Raw genomic sequence first — 11,731 nt, forward strand, 5'->3', positions numbered from 1 at the left:
GATGAACTCGCCACGCTGCAACTCGGCCCAAAACACCTGCACGTTCTCCGTGATCATGTGATTAGCGAACCGCATGGTCAACACCTCCACTCAGTCAGGTGTTGCGATCACCGCGAGAACCCAAGGACCGGTCTACGGGACGCCCACACTCGCGGCCCGCTAGGACGACAGCCGCCGAAATCTCGGACCTACGGATTCCCGTAAGACCCGTCCGCTTTAATGCCCGGTTAAGGTAGCTCAACCGGTACAGTCCCCGGTCATGGTCGCGATGTTGATTGGGTACGCCCGCTGCTCGACCGACACCCAGGATCTGACCGCGCAACGCGATGGCCTCGCAGTCCTCGGAGTGAAGCCCAAGCGGATCTATGTTGACCACGGTCTCACCGGACGCAACCGTGACCGGCCCGGTCTGCGTGAAGCCCTGGCCGCCTGCCGGACCGGCGACACCCTCGTCGTCACGAAGCTGGACCGGCTCGCCCGATCGCTGCCCGACGCCCGTGACATCGTCGAAGAGCTCACCGCGGCCGAGGTGAAGCTGAACATCGGCGGATCGGTGCACGACCCGAACGATCCGATCGGTCGGTTGCTGTTCAACGTCTTGGCCATGATTGCTGAAGTTGAGTCCGACCTGATCAGGATGCGTACCCGTGAAGGGATGAAAGTAGCCAAGGCCAAAGGTCGGCTCCGGGGCAAGTCCCCCAAGCTCAGTCCCGCCCAGGAAACCCACCTCGTCGGGCTGTACCGAGCCGGCCAACACACCACCGCCGAACTCGCCGAGCTCTTCTCCGTCGGAAGGTCCACCGTCTACCGCGCCGTCCAACGCGCCGGCGACACCAAAGTTGGCTGATCACCAGTACTCACCGTACCGATTGCGGCTGGTGACAGACCCGGGACCAGACCTTTGTCGATGTGGTCCTGGCGCCCCACGTATAGATCGACTGCTCGCTGATGTCGAGATCGTGCGCGACGTCGGCGATGCTCCGACCGGCCTCGGGCAGATCCAGAACCTTCGGCCGGAACTCCGCCGGATACCCACGTGCGCCCACACTGCCTCCTGATGCCAGGACACCAGAATCCAGTAATCCGACTCCGGGGAAGCCGGGGCACACCAGAGCCTCCATCAGACCCAGGCGATTCAGTCCCTTGACTTGACAGATTCGGCAGCGCACGCTGTCCCTAACGTTTGGAGCGACTGGCTCCTGGCGTGTGGCCGTTATTACTGACCCAAACCTTAGGGGCTTATTCTAAATGAAGTGCTTCCTGACTCCGCTGAAAGCTTTGCTTGTGTGTGCCTTAGTTGCCATGGGTATGAGTACATCTGTATTAACGGCATCCAACGCGAGCGCAGCGACTCAGCAGAATTGCTTCAACGGCACGGGAGCAGACCACGGCGCTTGGACTGCATCGCAAACCAATGACTATAAGTACGCCCCAGGTGGCTGGTGCTTCCACTCATACCAAACGTGGGAGCAACGTTTGGTATGGCAGTCCGATGGCAACCTGGTGTGGTACCAAAACGGTTCTTCAAACGACCCTCGCTACGCCATCGCGGCCAGTAACACTGCGGGCCGTGGGGGCACGCTGTGGTTCCGAAAAGACGGGTCTCTCTTCATCGTGGACAGCACCAATCATCTACTTTGGCACAGCCCGCAATCCACTAATCATTCTGCTAGCTCCATATATCGGATGAACATCGGTCTTACCGGCATGTCGGGAACCGGTCATCTGTATATCCACCAGACCAATCCTGACGCGGACATCTACAGTATCTACCCTTCCGGGCTCTCTTCGACCCTTTGACGAGGCGAGGTCGGAATTGTCAAGGCGGTTGAGGCCAGCGGGAGTTATGCGGCTGCGGTGGCTGGCTCCTCTTTTTGATCTTCTGTCTGGGTGATGGGCGGGTTGATCCAGGCGGCGGCGGGTAGCTCGAGGATCTTCGGAGCGGTGTCGCTGCTGAAATCAGCTTGGGGTCGCGGCCCGTGCCACGGCACCGTCGCCTACGGGAGCGTCGAGGGTGTCGGCTGGGATGAGTGACCGGGACGTGATGACCTGTCCTCCTATCGGTTGACAGCTTCCAGTCGGCAATGAGAACGACATTCCGTGACTGTCATTCCAGGGGCCGGGTGTGGCGCTCGACCAGCGCGGTGAAGCGAGCCAGCGACTCGGTGTTGCGGCGCGTCAGCAGCGCTTCAGTGAGCGGGTTGTGCAACCATTTACCCGGTCCAGCGACGGGTGTCTCGTGCATCGTGACCATTGTGCCGGTCGCGCTGGGCGTGAGCTCGATCCGGACGCGGGCCTCCCCGAACGGTCGGCCCCGCGCGAGCAGGACGAGCCGCTGCCCGGGCGTGATTTCCTCGACCAGAGTCTCGTCGCGGGCAACGAGCGGCCACGCACCGGACGCGTGATGCAGCTTGGTTCCCGCCGCAGGCCAGGTGTCCTCAACGGCCCGAACGTGGGAGGTTCCGACCACCCAGTTGCTGTAGAACCAGCCTTCGGCAAGGACGGCGAACACCGCATCCGGGTTAGCCTGGATATGGCAGGAGACAGTAGCCACGCCTCAGCCCGCCGGCTCGTTCTCGGCGTTCACGGCGGCTTGCTTCGCACCCGTCGGATGGGATGTCGCGCGCGGGTCTTTGCCGGTTTGTTCCTCACCGTCCACGGCCGCCGCGGTCCTGCTTTCCGGCGGGTCGGTGTGGTCACGGTCTCGGTCAGACGTTGATGTAGTCATTGCTCAACCTCTCATCTGCAGGTGACTGGCTGCTGCCCCAGATCTTTTCGAACATGATGGCCGCCGTCGCGCAACCGAGACGCGGTTCGGCACGCAGAACGGCCCGCACCCGCGAGGGCGGATGCGGGCCGTCCCATGGGCTGGCTGCTAGTTGCGTGCGCCGCGGATGGCCATGCCCAGGAAGATGCCGACGATGAGGCTGACGCTTCCGGCTGCCATGGTTCCGAGCAGGCCGGCGTGCATGGCAGCGTTCGTGGCGGTGGTCCCGGCGTCGGTGGCGGCCTGGGTGGCCTGGGCCCCGGCCAACGTCGCGGCCTGGGTGGCCTGGGTGACTTCGACGGAGTGGATGCGCTCTTCGGTTTCGTTCTGGTCCATGGTGGTTTCCTCTTCTGGTTGGGCTGGTTGGGTGGGCTCGGTCATGGTTTAGTCGTCGTAGTGGTCGCGGCTGCCGGACTTGGCCAGTCCGCGGCTACCGAGGTAGCCGAGGGTGAGAAGGACGATGTAGAACATAGCCTTATCCGCCCGGAAATAGTCGGCGTGACTGTGGGTGGTCTTCACGAGGTAGGACATCACGATGACGCCGATGACAGCGCCGACGTAGGCGAGCACCTCGGTGGTCTTGAAAGCGGATTTGGTTTCGGTGCTGAGGCGGCGCACGGGGCGACCGACCTCGTGCGAGCCGTCGGTACGTGGGCCGGCGTTTGAGGGCGTAGTCATAACGGGGTTCCATTCTGTGGGCGCTCAGATAAGCGCTGCTTGCGGGTCATTTTACCCGGACGCACGGCCAGAGTCTGCTCTCGGGCTTCGGCACCTGGCTAACCAGGCCAACCAATCGGGCAGCGGAAGGGCATTCCGGCTAGGGATCTTAGGCCTGAATGTCGGCGGCACCCGTTGTAGGCCAGCCAGAGGATGATCAGCGCGCTCTGGATCAGAATAAAACCCCACGACCCGAACACGGCCGTCACTCTGTCGGCTATCCGCGCGCCGAGCGGCAGGTCATCGTGGCGGACCTGGTTCGCCGGTGAGCGGTGTCGCTTGGGGCGGGGGCTACGTGGGGACCGGCTTGACGCCGGCTGCACCGGCGTGCGGTTGGGCTGTTCGGTGCTCATTGCCTACCGCCTCGACGCTGGGGGCCATGGCGGCCGCGGCTCGCACATCATGGCATGGCCACCGTTGGCTGTCCGGGGCCGCCATCGTTCCGCTTACGGGGCTGGTCTCGATCCGTGCCCGGTAGTGCCCTGAGCGATGCCTTAGGTCTGCGGGATGCCCTGGAGTCGCCGACTGCTGCTTCCGCTCTACGTGTTCCCTCGTACCGCAGTGTGCCAGGATTGGCCGCATGGGCGACCGCACCGATGACACCACCCTGTGGAAGCCTTTCACTCGTCTTTGCTGTCCTCGCCGTGGTTGTCGTCGCCCTCGTGACCTTCAACATGTCGTTCCCGACCGTTGTCGCAGTTGAGCTCACCGGTTCGATGGTCTTCATCGCCGGCTTTCTCGTCTTGGTTGAAGCGCGGCGACGTCGCACGAGGTAGACCGCTGGCCGGGGGAAGCGGATGCGGTGTCTCTTTCCACGAACAAGTCACCTTCGACTGCATCGGCGAGGTCGGCCGGATCGAGCGCGTGGGGGGTGGTGGAGTCTGAATCTTCGCAAACGAGATCGATTACCGAGCGTTCGAGCCTTCGATTACCGGGCTGCGCGACCGGGTCCGTGCTGCCATGGACGATGTCGCGCAGAACGTGCCGTGGTCAGCAAGTTTCGCCTATGGGCCTGCCGACGACGATGGCCATGCGGTGTTCTTCGACTTGGGCGACCTTTCTGCAGCGAAGGGGCCGGTCTCGCCGGCGGCCGAGCTGGGCACGTGATCAGCTGTGTGGATTCCGGGGGGTCAGGCTCTTGGCCAGTAGCGCGGCGAAGTGCCGTTGCGCAGCGCAGGAATTCCTCTGCGCCGGCGTCGAGGCCTCGAGCGGCGTGATGGATGCGCGCAGCGTCACGAGCTTGAACCGCGGGGCCCAGCGTTTCGGCAGACTCCCGTCAACGTGAGGTCGCATTGCGAAAGAACCGGTTCGTGTCCTTGTCCGGAATTGGCGGGAGCGCTTGCGCCTTGTCAACCAGTCGCAGAAGACGAGACGCCGCTGCCTCTACGGTGATTCCGACGGCAGCCGCGTTCCCTCGAATCGTGCCGTCGAGGGTTCGTGCGTACGTTCCGCTGGCTGTCGTGAGCGTGTCGTTGGCCGAGGATAGATCGTCGATTATTCGATCGTGAGCGTGCATCCAATCTGAGATAGCCGGGCGCTTTTCATCGAACGGTTCAGTCATGCCGTGAAGCGTCGCAGCCGAGATGGGCACCGCGCAAGCAAGATCAAGAACTAGCTGCGCCGGCCCTCAATCCCTGTTTCGACATCCCGTGCCGGCGGTGGTTCGGTTGTGCCTGATGCGGCACACTGCCAGATCATGAGCGAGTGGATTCCGGACACGATCGCGATCGGTGCGCTGGCCCTGTCGGTCGTAGCGTTCGTCGACGGCAGGCGTAAGGCGAAAGCCGCAGACAGCGCCGCCGAGCGATCTGAGCAGGCGGCGCGCGACTCGGCCGACGCCTCTAAGCGATCAGCCGATGCCCTCGAGCGACAGGCGTCGTTGGCTGAGGCCAAGGCCGCCGAGCCGCGGGTGCCCTGGATGGTTCGCCACATCGACAAAGGTAGGTGGCACCTATTTAACCGAGACGAGGTGAACCGCAAGTACGACGTCCGGGTCGAGGCGTTCCCCGGTATGCGCCCGCTCAGCGATCTGGAATGCCCCACCAGCATCTCACCAAACTCAGCGCTGCCGTTCATTGCAATCGCTGGCGGGTCCGGCGAGAAGGGTCGCGGCATCTCGGTCACTTGGCGCGACACCGCGAACGGCCCATTGCGCGGACCGTGGGAATACCCGCTCAACTTCTGAGCCGCCAGCACCTGTGATTGAGACACCCGAACCATCGAGAGGCTAGGTCTGCCGGCTTTCGACCCAGGCCTCGGCATTCTTGGCACGGACGCGCATTTTGTTGCGGTCCCCGTTGCGGAGGTTGACGGTGGGCTACCGGCCGGCCTTGATCTCGGTGTAGACGAAGCTCTTGGCAACGCCCAGAGCGTGCACAGTTGCGTGACCGAGTAGAGCCAGCACGTTCCGGTCCGGATCGCTCCTACTCTGCCAGCGCTAACGAGCGATAACGACGGCCACCGCGGCACTCCTGTTTCGCGGTCGAGACACGCGCATGGCCAAGATCCATCGCCGGACCGTACCGTTTCTTGTACGCGTACGGCTGAATCGGCACACCGTTGTGGGCCTAGCTTTTGGGACGCGACACGCCGGCTCGGCGAAGCACCTCAGCGCTGGCTTCCTGGTGCGTCCCACATCCAAGCAAGTGGAACGCGGCGAGAGCATCGACGACGCGCTGCACGCCCGCGCCGTCAACCGCCGTGAGCACGGCGGCGCCGCGCATCTCCCGAAGCAGGCCGGGGTCGTCGTCGATGAGTACACCGACGCGCCGGACCGCGGTCATAACCGAGGACGACCAGGGTGGCGGCGGCCGGTTCACCAGCATCCGGCTGCGACCACGGGTCACGATCTCTGCCGGCGATCCCGACGTCGCCGAGATCCTGCACGGTGAGGTCGGCAACAACTGCTTCATCGCTCGTTCGCTGAGCGTAGCCATCGAGCGAGCCGACGACCGGTGTGGCGCCCGCGGCGTGATCGGATGGACGCACGGTCGCGCGACTCAGCCGGACTGCCCGCCGCGCACGTGGTCGGCGAGCCGGTGCAGCCCGCGCAGGAACGCCACGCGGTCCTCGGGCGGCAAGCGCCGCAGCAGCGGTTGTTCCGCATGCTGGATAGCGCGTCGGACCCGATCGCGTAGCTGGCTGCCGGCTGCCGTGATCGCAACGACGCGCGCCCGCCGGTCGGTCGGGTCGGGCTCGCGCCGGATCAGCCCGCGTTCCTGGAGTTCGTCGAGGACGTCGATCAATCGGGTCTTGTCCGCCCCGATCGCCTCGGCGAGTACAGCCTGCCCCCGTACGGGCCCGTCGGTGAGTCGGCTGAGAACGGAGTACCCCCACATCGATATATCGTGTTCGGCCAGGATGGGCGTCTCCATCGCAAGCAGAGCGCGGATGAGCGGCGCCATCATGGCGGCGAGATCGGGGCGGTCGGCCACGCACGAGATCATAAGCGTCGAACTAACATCTACAGCTGCGGTATAATAAGCATATGCCTACGAATGGCCTGATGTCCATGATCGAGCTCGACCGGCGGGCAGTACGGGCGTCCCTGGACGCATTCGCCACCTGGCAGCCGGGCTCGGATGACCCCGGCACGCCGTGTGCCGGTTGGCAGCTCGGCGACCTCGTCGCGCACATGACGATCCAGCAGCAGGGTTTCGCTCGTGCCGTCGCCGGCGAACGCACGGAGCGTGCCGACTGGGCGCCGACCCGGCACAACGACCCGGTCGGCGTTTACCGGAGCGCGTGCGACCAGGTGGTGACGGCATTTGCTGGGCTGTCCGACCCGACGACGCCCGTCTTGCTGCCTGAGGTCGGGCCGGATCCACTGCCCCTGAGCACGGCGGTCGGCTTCCACTTGGTCGACAACGTCGTCCATGCATGGGACGTCGCGAGGTCCTTGGGAGCCCGGCCCAGCCTCGACGACGACGTTGTCGAGGCGGCGCGCACCGTGGCCAGAGACGTGCCCGACGGCGAGCGGCGCGATCGGCCCGGCGCGGCGTTCGCCCATCGGCTGCCGTTGCCCGACGGCGTATCCGCCCTGGACGAGACGCTGCAGCTGCTCGGTCGCGATCCAAGATGGCACCCTGCGCACGCCTGAGGCTCGCGGGCCGCCCGCCGTGTCGTCGGACAGCAGCGTCAGGAACGCTCGCTGGCTTCGACGGTTGCCGTCCCGGGCCTTATCTTGAGCCGGGCAACGCCGCTCGCGTGCTTTCCGGGCGTCCTCCGGGTGGGCAGCGGGAGAACTCCCATCATCGGAAGACCTCGGCCCCTACCCCGCAACCGACGCGCCCACCGTTATACCCTCTTCTACAGTGAGCCCGATTTCGCACTTTCGTTAGCTACCGGGTTAGGTCAAGACCAGGTATGAAAGCTCGCTCGAAGTTGTTGCTGTGCGGAGCCAGCGCGGCAACCGTCGTGATGTCGGTGGCGCTGCTGGCCAGGCCGGCGACCAGTTCGGCGGCCGCACCAGTGCACCAAGCGACGACGGTGCCGACCAGCGCTTCCACCGACGATGCCGCCGCGATTCAGCTGGCGCAGGATGAGGGCCTCTCCTACGACGACGCCCTGGCCCGCATCCAACTTCAGTCGAAGATCGTCGAACTCGACCAGGACCTCAGAGATTACGACGCCGATTTCGGCGGCTTGTGGATCGACCAGGCACACGGTGGCCAGGTCGTCGTGCAGACGGTGGCCACGTCGAGTGACTCGGTGGCTGACAGCTACGCCCAGCAGCTGAACCTGACCTCCCTGGTGGTCCAGCGATCGGCGAGCTTCACCGGCAAGGAGCTGCAGAGCACCTATGACGCCGTTCTGAGCGAAGTCCCCAGCCGGCGTACCGCAAACAGCCCGATCGACGTCGACCTCGATATCAAGAACAACCGGGTGAACATCGACGCGATCGGCACCGCGACCGCTTCGTTGACCACGTCCCAGCGGCAGTGGGTCAGCAGCCTCTCGGCCCACGGCAAGCCGGTGAAGCTGGGGACCCACGAGTCGGTGCAGACGACGTCTGGCTGTGACTACAGCTACTGCAACGCGCCGATCCGCGGCGGCGTCGCCCTTCTCCAGGGCAGCCAATTTCCGCCCAACGGGTACTGCACAGAGGGATTCAACGTCCGGAGCACCTCGGATCTGAAGGACTATGTGACCACCGCCGGCCACTGCGGCCAGGAGTACGGCGGGACGTGGTGGGAGCACCAGTACAGCGACAACACCAACCATGCGGTCGGACCCACCTGGCACGCGGTCTATTCGGGCCAGGCGGACGCGCTGGTCTCGGTGAACTATCCCAGCGGCTGGCAGTTGCCCAACGCCAACGTCATCGTCGACGCCTCGGACAATCCGAGCTGGCCCACCACCTTCAACGACATGTACGCGATCAGCAGCACGGCCTATCCGGCCGTCGGCCAATACCTGTGCCGGACCGGCGCCACCTCCGGAACCGCCTGCGGCCAGGTCACCAGCGTCTCGACGGGCGCGGGACCGATCAGCGGCCAGATCGAGGTGCACGCCTCGGTGTGCGGCGGTGACAGTGGCGGCCCGGTGTACGTAGGGCACGCCGCGTACGGAGTGCAAGGGGCCGGCTCTGATTCCAACGGAAGCCATTCGGGTCTCAACGGCTTGAATCAGCCGTGCTACAGCAACTTCTACGCGACCCGGATCAGCCAGGTGCTGTCGACACTGAACGTCGACCTGGACCTGTCCTGACCGCATTGCCAAACTGACCCCATGCACCCGGCGACGAGGTGGCGCCCTTACCGGCGCTGCCTCGTCGCCATCCGATCGGTGCGGCTACATAGGTCACCCGCCGCATTCGATCAGGGACCGGAAACCCAGCGGCCCGCCTGGTAGGAGCGCGCTACCGAAATATCTATCGCGGCCGCTGAGGCGAACTTGCCGTTTGCCGTGGCCACGCATGGTGATTGCGACGAGGACACCCACTCGGTGCCGCCCGGATAGCTGAGCCCGACCAGATAGTTCACCCGGGTTGCGCTGTCGGTGCTGCAGACCAGCTGGCCGGCTGGCGGCGCAGAGGGCAGCTTGGACAGGTCCGAAGCCAACCGTGCAAGGCCCACGGTGAGGACCTTGCCGCCAGACAGTGGCACCGTGGCGCTGTACGGACCGGTAGCGCCCAATCCGTAGGCACAGATGACGGCTGAGGTCGGGGGCTGCTCGGGCACCAGCCTCGCGCTAGCGCCGGCAACCGTCGGAGCTGATGGCACCCACGGCGCCTTGCCGGAGTAGCCAGCCGGGCAGGACGCCGTCGTCAATGGTGTCGCCGCCAGCACTGTCTTGTTCCGGTGGAGACCAGCGATCGCGAACGGCACGATGATCGCCGCACTGGCGACCATGACGCCGGTCAGCGGCAGGGCCCACCGGGTAACCGAACGCCGAGGTGCCGACGAGCCGGCCTTCGTGCCGCTGTCCTGCAGAAGGTCCGACCGCAGCAGCGGGACCGTCCTGGCCTCCGGAACCCGGCGCAGCGCGGCGCCCCGCAGCGTGGCCGCAACCCGCTCCTCCAACTCGTTCGTCATGACCGGCTCCTCAGTAGTCGCTCCATGGTGCGCAGCCCGCGGCTCGCCCGGGACTTGACCGTTCCCGCGGGAACCTGCAGCACCGCGGCGATCTCGGCTTCGGACAGCTCACTCCAGTAGCGAAGCACCAGCACCTCGCGTTGCTTGCCGGGCAGCTGGTCCAGCGCGGCGAGCAGCTCGGTTTGCTCGCCTGGCGGCGCCTGGTCCGCGATGTCGGCCGGCGAGCCCGTTGCCCGGTCGCGAGCAAAAACAACCTGGCGGTGCGCCGCCGCCGCAGGGCCGAGCGCGAGCCGTTTATCACCGAGCGGCGAAGATAGAAACCGGCCGCCTCGGGCGAGACCAGCCGGCTCTGGTGGCGGTGCAGGCCGACGAAGGCGTCCTGGACCACACCTTCGGCACTACACAGGTCATCCACCAGCAGCACGGCCAGCCGGACCAGCGGCCGCCACTGAGCGGCATACAGCGACTGAAGGTCCACCCCGCCCATTGTTGCTGCTACCGGCGCCGGGTAAACGCAACCAGCCGCCAAGACCGAACCCTTGTCATCCCGCACGCCACATAGACGTCTTGGAACGGAGAAGGGCCCACTTGCCCCGAAAGCCGATGATGATCCGGATCACACCCGCTCACTCGATCAGCCTTCGTCGCTCAGATCCCGGCGGCATTGTATCGGGACCCACCACTCCAGGGGCCGGCTGACCTGAACCGGTCGGTCGTAATCGAGTGGTGTGCGGTTCACCTGTAGCGCGAGAGCCGAGCATGGACGGCGTTGCGGGTGAGGCCGGTACCCCGGGCGATGCTGCCGGCGGTGGCGCCGGCAGCCAGGATGCCGCGTGCGGTCTTGACCCAGGCACCCAGATCGGTTCCGGCGGCCACCAGGGCCTCGATCTCGACCTGGGCGAGGTCGCGGCCACGTCTACTCACAGCACCCGTGCGGCTGCGAACGGCGGCACGTTGCGGCCGGGACTGACCCTCAGCCGTCATCGCCGCCTGGGCCCGGTCCGGGTCACGATGCGCCGCGAGAGCCGTCAAACCGTTCGGGTGTGATCGGGCCAGCCGGCCCAACTGTTCGGCCAGGTCGGCCGAGATGAGCCGCTGGCCGGTGGACAGCCCGTGCGCGCGGCGGTAGCTGACCGCGGTGTGGCCGTGCACTCGACAGTGCAGGCCCAGGTTGCGCACTCGCCGGTCGCACCGACCCGGGTGTTGGCACACAGATTAATACGTAAATGATTGTGACGCAAACAGTTGAGTGCTATCGGCTATGGACTTATATGCACGGGACGGATGTGATTGGGCCGCCATGGCCACCGAACACGTCCCACTCTCACGCGCGACGGAGCTATTCGGTCAGCGGGTGCAGGCTCGACGCAACGAACTCGGCCTCAGCCAGGAAGCTCTCGGCCATCTCGTCGGATCGCATTGGACCTTCGTCGGCCAGGTGGAACGAGGACGGCGGAACCTGTCGTTGCACAACATCTTGAAGCTCGCCGATGGCCTCGGCACTGACGCCTCCGAACTCGTGAAGGACCTCCCCGCGCCGCTGGCCAAGTAGCTGACAAGGGAAGACCGGCAGCGGCAGGGATGCCCTAGCCCCAATACCGTTCAGTTAAGCTTACAGCGGTGTAGTTTGGTGGTATGCCTCGTGCTGGGTGGGTGAAGCCGGAGTCGGATCGTCGGTTGTCGGATTTGGTGTCGGTGGGGGTGTTGACCC

17 protein-coding genes and 1 pseudogene are annotated in these 11,731 nt (G+C 65.3%); 6 read left to right on the plus strand and 12 right to left on the minus strand.

Going from position 1 to position 11,731, the window contains the following annotated elements; translation table 11 throughout:
- The first annotated feature begins 259 nt into the window (after positions 1-259).
- Complete coding sequence (locus tag RM423_RS22910; protein WP_311425366.1) at positions 260-847, plus strand: recombinase family protein; 588 nt, start codon at positions 260-262, stop codon at positions 845-847.
- A gap of 10 nt (positions 848-857) precedes the next feature.
- Here the strand turns inward: RM423_RS22910 and RM423_RS22915 are convergent, their stop codons facing one another.
- The 5 genes from RM423_RS22915 to RM423_RS22935 all read right to left on the minus strand — a co-directional run bounded on the left by RM423_RS22915 (position 858) and on the right by RM423_RS22935 (position 3,445).
- Positions 858-1,046, minus strand: a complete 189-nt coding sequence (locus RM423_RS22915) for a transposase (protein WP_311425367.1) — start codon at positions 1,044-1,046, stop codon at positions 858-860.
- 1,061 nt (positions 1,047-2,107) lie between these two features.
- Positions 2,108-2,554 (minus strand): SRPBCC family protein, encoded by a 447-nt coding sequence (locus RM423_RS22920; RefSeq protein WP_311425368.1) that lies wholly within the window; start codon positions 2,552-2,554, stop codon positions 2,108-2,110.
- A 3-nt stretch (positions 2,555-2,557) separates the two neighbouring features.
- Complete coding sequence (locus RM423_RS22925; RefSeq protein ID WP_311425369.1) at positions 2,558-2,728, minus strand: hypothetical protein; 171 nt, start codon at positions 2,726-2,728, stop codon at positions 2,558-2,560.
- A 147-nt stretch (positions 2,729-2,875) separates the two neighbouring features.
- Positions 2,876-3,148, minus strand: a complete 273-nt coding sequence (locus RM423_RS22930; protein ID WP_311425370.1) for a hypothetical protein — start codon at positions 3,146-3,148, stop codon at positions 2,876-2,878.
- Between the two features lie 3 nt (positions 3,149-3,151).
- Positions 3,152-3,445, minus strand: coding sequence for a hypothetical protein (locus RM423_RS22935; protein WP_311425371.1), 294 nt, complete (start codon positions 3,443-3,445; stop codon positions 3,152-3,154).
- Positions 3,446-4,444: 999 nt separating this feature from the next.
- Here RM423_RS22935 and RM423_RS22940 point away from each other — a divergent pair.
- Positions 4,445-4,591, plus strand: coding sequence for a hypothetical protein (locus RM423_RS22940; RefSeq protein ID WP_311425372.1), 147 nt, complete (start codon positions 4,445-4,447; stop codon positions 4,589-4,591).
- Between the two features lie 169 nt (positions 4,592-4,760).
- Here RM423_RS22940 and RM423_RS22945 read toward each other — a convergent pair whose 3' ends face one another.
- Entirely contained in the window at positions 4,761-5,045 is a 285-nt protein-coding gene (locus tag RM423_RS22945; RefSeq protein ID WP_311425373.1) for a hypothetical protein, read from the minus strand.
- Positions 5,046-5,180: 135 nt separating this feature from the next.
- Here RM423_RS22945 and RM423_RS22950 point away from each other — a divergent pair, with 135 nt between their 5' ends.
- Positions 5,181-5,669 carry a hypothetical protein gene (locus RM423_RS22950; RefSeq protein WP_311425374.1) on the plus strand — a complete coding sequence of 163 codons (489 nt, stop codon included), beginning with the start codon at positions 5,181-5,183 and terminating at the stop codon, positions 5,667-5,669.
- Between the two features lie 382 nt (positions 5,670-6,051).
- Here the strand turns inward: RM423_RS22950 and RM423_RS22955 are convergent, their stop codons facing one another.
- The gene (locus RM423_RS22955) at positions 6,052-6,420 is read right to left on the minus strand and encodes a hypothetical protein (protein WP_311425375.1); all 369 of its coding nucleotides are present in this window, start codon (positions 6,418-6,420) and stop codon (positions 6,052-6,054) included.
- 63 nt (positions 6,421-6,483) lie between these two features.
- Positions 6,484-6,930, minus strand: a complete 447-nt coding sequence (locus RM423_RS22960) for a MarR family winged helix-turn-helix transcriptional regulator (RefSeq protein ID WP_396327837.1) — start codon at positions 6,928-6,930, stop codon at positions 6,484-6,486.
- Positions 6,931-6,971: 41 nt separating this feature from the next.
- Between RM423_RS22960 and RM423_RS22965 the strand changes: the two genes are divergently transcribed.
- Together RM423_RS22965 and RM423_RS22970 are read left to right on the plus strand one after the other, a co-directional pair.
- Positions 6,972-7,583 (plus strand): TIGR03086 family metal-binding protein, encoded by a 612-nt coding sequence (locus RM423_RS22965; RefSeq protein WP_311425377.1) that lies wholly within the window; start codon positions 6,972-6,974, stop codon positions 7,581-7,583.
- Positions 7,584-7,849: 266 nt separating this feature from the next.
- Positions 7,850-9,193 carry a S1 family peptidase gene (locus RM423_RS22970; RefSeq protein WP_311425378.1) on the plus strand — a complete coding sequence of 448 codons (1,344 nt, stop codon included), beginning with the start codon at positions 7,850-7,852 and terminating at the stop codon, positions 9,191-9,193.
- A gap of 110 nt (positions 9,194-9,303) precedes the next feature.
- On the opposite strand, the gene RM423_RS22975 is transcribed toward RM423_RS22970, so the two are convergent.
- The 4 genes and pseudogenes from RM423_RS22975 to RM423_RS22985 all read right to left on the minus strand — a co-directional run bounded on the left by RM423_RS22975 (position 9,304) and on the right by RM423_RS22985 (position 11,199).
- On the minus strand, positions 9,304-10,020 hold the full coding sequence (locus tag RM423_RS22975; RefSeq protein ID WP_311425379.1) for a hypothetical protein: 717 nt from the start codon (positions 10,018-10,020) through the stop codon (positions 9,304-9,306).
- Positions 10,017-10,232 carry an RNA polymerase sigma factor gene (locus RM423_RS22980; protein ID WP_311425382.1) on the minus strand — a complete coding sequence of 72 codons (216 nt, stop codon included), beginning with the start codon at positions 10,230-10,232 and terminating at the stop codon, positions 10,017-10,019. Before RM423_RS22980 ends, RM423_RS22975 begins: the two co-directional genes overlap by 4 nt.
- Before the next feature lie 62 nt (positions 10,233-10,294).
- Positions 10,295-10,507 (minus strand): annotated as a pseudogene (locus RM423_RS26055) (SigE family RNA polymerase sigma factor); the annotation flags it as partial.
- A 248-nt stretch (positions 10,508-10,755) separates the two neighbouring features.
- Positions 10,756-11,199, minus strand: coding sequence for a hypothetical protein (locus RM423_RS22985; protein ID WP_311425380.1), 444 nt, complete (start codon positions 11,197-11,199; stop codon positions 10,756-10,758).
- Between the two features lie 121 nt (positions 11,200-11,320).
- Here RM423_RS22985 and RM423_RS22990 point away from each other — a divergent pair, with 121 nt between their 5' ends.
- Positions 11,321-11,572: a helix-turn-helix domain-containing protein gene (locus tag RM423_RS22990; protein WP_311425381.1), complete on the plus strand. Its 252-nt coding sequence runs from the start codon at positions 11,321-11,323 to the stop codon at positions 11,570-11,572.
- Positions 11,573-11,731: the final 159 nt, after the last annotated feature.

It is taken from the genome of Jatrophihabitans lederbergiae, assembly GCF_031845305.1.
GTDB classification, from domain to species: Bacteria; Actinomycetota; Actinomycetes; order Mycobacteriales; family Jatrophihabitantaceae; genus Jatrophihabitans_A; species Jatrophihabitans_A lederbergiae.

Excerpts from the sequence above, each read along its gene's own strand:
- RM423_RS22910 (WP_311425366.1), top strand. The coding sequence starts at position 260 with ATGGTCGCGATGTTGATTGGGTACGCCCGCTGCTCGACCGACACCCAG.
- RM423_RS22925 (WP_311425369.1), bottom strand. The coding sequence starts at position 2,728 with ATGACTACATCAACGTCTGACCGAGACCGTGACCACACCGACCCGCCG.
- RM423_RS22930 (WP_311425370.1), bottom strand. The coding sequence starts at position 3,148 with ATGACCGAGCCCACCCAACCAGCCCAACCAGAAGAGGAAACCACCATG.
- RM423_RS22935 (WP_311425371.1), bottom strand. The coding sequence starts at position 3,445 with ATGACTACGCCCTCAAACGCCGGCCCACGTACCGACGGCTCGCACGAG.
- RM423_RS22940 (WP_311425372.1), top strand. The coding sequence starts at position 4,445 with ATGGACGATGTCGCGCAGAACGTGCCGTGGTCAGCAAGTTTCGCCTAT.
- RM423_RS22945 (WP_311425373.1), bottom strand. The coding sequence starts at position 5,045 with ATGACTGAACCGTTCGATGAAAAGCGCCCGGCTATCTCAGATTGGATG.
- RM423_RS22950 (WP_311425374.1), top strand. The coding sequence starts at position 5,181 with ATGAGCGAGTGGATTCCGGACACGATCGCGATCGGTGCGCTGGCCCTG.
- RM423_RS22955 (WP_311425375.1), bottom strand. The coding sequence starts at position 6,420 with ATGGCTACGCTCAGCGAACGAGCGATGAAGCAGTTGTTGCCGACCTCA.
- RM423_RS22960 (WP_396327837.1), bottom strand. The coding sequence starts at position 6,930 with ATGATCTCGTGCGTGGCCGACCGCCCCGATCTCGCCGCCATGATGGCG.
- RM423_RS22965 (WP_311425377.1), top strand. The coding sequence starts at position 6,972 with ATGCCTACGAATGGCCTGATGTCCATGATCGAGCTCGACCGGCGGGCA.
- RM423_RS22970 (WP_311425378.1), top strand. The coding sequence starts at position 7,850 with ATGAAAGCTCGCTCGAAGTTGTTGCTGTGCGGAGCCAGCGCGGCAACC.
- RM423_RS22975 (WP_311425379.1), bottom strand. The coding sequence starts at position 10,020 with ATGACGAACGAGTTGGAGGAGCGGGTTGCGGCCACGCTGCGGGGCGCC.
- RM423_RS22990 (WP_311425381.1), top strand. The coding sequence starts at position 11,321 with ATGGCCACCGAACACGTCCCACTCTCACGCGCGACGGAGCTATTCGGT.